This window comes from Mesorhizobium sp. M1A.F.Ca.IN.020.06.1.1 (genome assembly GCF_004023265.1).
Lineage (GTDB): Bacteria > Pseudomonadota > Alphaproteobacteria > Rhizobiales > Rhizobiaceae > Mesorhizobium.
Genome location: NZ_RZSR01000908.1, coordinates 1 through 2437 on the forward strand (window position 1 = coordinate 1; position 2437 = coordinate 2437).

Genomic DNA, 2437 nt, shown 5'->3' on the forward strand with positions numbered 1-2437 from the left:
CCTGCTGCCAGGGCTGCGCTTCGGACAAAACTTCTCCGACCATGCCGAACCTCAATTCCTGCCGCGATCGGGTAGGAATTATCGCGAGGCTATCTGCAAGGTCTTGGACGATCGTGCGGGGGACCTGCTGCACTAACGCATGTTGGATCCAGGTCAGGCCGGCATCCGCCTGAATATCGACACGCCTTAAGCGCTGGCGCGATCGAGCGCTGCGATGTCGTCGGCGGAAAGCTTGAGCGATGCGGCGCGGATCAGGCTTTCCATCTGTGCGGGCGTCGTGGCGCTGGCAATCGGCGCGCTGATGCCCGGCCGCGCCATGATCCAGGCGAGCGCCACTTCGGCCTGCTTGGCCGAATGGCGCCCGGCCGCGGCATCGAGCGCGGAGAGAATGCGCATGCCGCGTTCGTTGAGATACTCGGCCACGTCTTCGCCACGCTCGCTCCGGCCAAGGTCGGCCTTGCTGCGGTATTTGCCGCTGAGGAACCCCTTGGCCAGGCCGAAATAGGTGATGACGCCGAGGCTTTCCGCCTTGCACAGGTCGAGCAGCGGGCCGTCCAGCGAAGAGCGATCGTACAGATTGTATTCGGGCTGCAGAACCTCGTAACGCGGCAAGCCCCGCAGGCTGGCGACATCCAGGGCCGCGCGCAATTGCCCCGCATCGAGATTGGAGCAGCCCGGATAGCGGATCTTGCCCTTCTCGAGCAGGCGCTGATAGGCGCCGAGCGTTTCCTCGTAAGGCGTGGCCGGGTCCGGCCAGTGCGACAGATAGAGGTCGATGACGTCGGTCTGCAGCCGCTTGAGCGATTGGTCGACCGCTTTTTCGATATAGGCTGCGGAGAGGTCCCGCCTGCCCTGTCCCATGTCGGAGCCGACCTTGGTGATGACGACGATGCTGTCCCGGTTGCCGCGGCTCTTCATCCAGTTGCCGATGATGGTTTCGGATTCGCCGCCTTTGTTGCCCGGCGCCCAGCGCGAATAGGCGTCCGCCGTGTCGACTGCGTTGAAGCCGGCCTCGGCAAAGCGGTCGAGCAGGTCGAACGAGGTCTTCTCGTCGGCGGTCCAGCCGAAGACGTTGCCTCCAAGGACCAGCGGCGCGATGGAAAGGTCGGTGCGACCGAGACGGCGTTTCTGCAAGACTGATCTCCGTGATGCTGGGAAGGGCATGGGTGCCCAGAGGATGGATTGCGGCTAAGCTAGGTCGTGCCTTGCCGAGGTCAAAGGCATGGTTTTGCTTTTTGATCGGGCCAGATCTTCACGAAGGCGCGACCTGCCGCCCCACCTCTTCCAGCCAGTGGTCGCGGATGCCGAGCGCCCTCAGATGCTCCACTGTGCTCAGGACATAGTCTTCGTTCCTGCCCGATTGGCCCACGGCGCCGCGCACGACTTTTGCCGCATGGCCGGCGTCGAGCCCGCCGGCATATTGCTCATGCGCGCGGTCGACGATGTAGGCGACCGCTTCGACCGTTCCGCCTTGTCCCGCCCCATCCAGCCGGACATCGAGAGTGCGTTCGAGATAGACGCTGGTCACCAGCTCGCGCTCGCGCAGATAGGAAAGCACTTCGTCACGCAAATCGCCGGGCACGCGGAAGGCGAGCCCGACGCAGGAGCCGCCGCGGTCGAGGCCGAGCACCAGGCCCGGCCGCTCACGCGTACCGCGATGGACGAAGGAATAGACGCAGAGCGACCGGCGGAAGCCGTAAAGACGGGCGCGCCGCGTCTCGACATGTGCGAAACCGGGCCGCCAGATCAGCGACCCGTAGCCAAAAACCCAAAAATCGCCCATATCGCCAAGCCTGATTGCATTCGAGTGACGACACCACACCGGTAAGGTGCTTCTTCTGTCCCCGCTTGTCGTGCGTAAGAACAACCACCCGCTCGCCGCATGAGGGGTTAACGAGAGCCGCAGCATGACGTCAAGTGACGAGCGATCGCGCAAACCTCGCCGCCGGCTGTTCTGGCTTGCGGCGTTCATCTTGGTGCTGTTCGCGCTCTACAGCGGCGGATGGTTCTATCTCGCCGGCAAGGTCAAGACCGAGGCCGAGCGGGCCGTGGCCGAGCTTGGAGGCAAGGGCATCAAGGCCGACTGCGCCAATCTCACGGTCAGCGGTTATCCACTGGACTTCACGGTCGCCTGCGACAGCCTGGCCTATCAGGACGATGCCAGGAATGTAGCGGCCTCGACCGGCGATATGAACGTCGTCGCTCGCATCACCCAGCCTCTGTCGCCCGTGGCGAACCTGCGCGGACCGTTGCGGACTGTGGCGCCGGGCATGCCGCCGCTTTGGCTCGACTGGGACAAGCTGCACGCCACGGTCAAGCTGTCATGGCCGCTTCCGCGCCGCATTTCGCTTCAGGCGGAAGGCTTGTCTGGACAGACCGATCCGGCCGACGACACCGATCCCGTGCAGCTGTTCAGCGCCGGCCAGGCGGCCGGCCA

General features: G+C 64.5%; 3 protein-coding genes. 1 reads left to right on the forward strand and 2 read right to left on the reverse strand.

The features are described from left to right. Positions 1 to 186: 186 nt before the first annotated feature. Entirely contained in the window at positions 187 to 1134 is a 948-nt protein-coding gene (locus tag EOA60_RS28850; protein WP_095823985.1) for an aldo/keto reductase, read from the reverse strand. Positions 1135 to 1252: 118 nt separating this feature from the next. Next, positions 1253 to 1783, reverse strand: a complete 531-nt coding sequence (locus EOA60_RS28855) for a gamma-glutamylcyclotransferase (RefSeq protein ID WP_095823986.1) — start codon at positions 1781 to 1783, stop codon at positions 1253 to 1255. Between the two features lie 124 nt (positions 1784 to 1907). On the opposite strand from EOA60_RS28855, the gene EOA60_RS28860 reads away from it, so the two are divergent. Further along, the coding region (locus EOA60_RS28860) for a DUF2125 domain-containing protein (protein WP_128312312.1) at positions 1908 to 2437 on the forward strand (530 nt) is incomplete at its 3' end.

Excerpts from the sequence above, each read along its gene's own strand:
- EOA60_RS28855 (WP_095823986.1), bottom strand. The coding sequence starts at position 1,783 with ATGGGCGATTTTTGGGTTTTTGGCTACGGGTCGCTGATCTGGCGGCCC.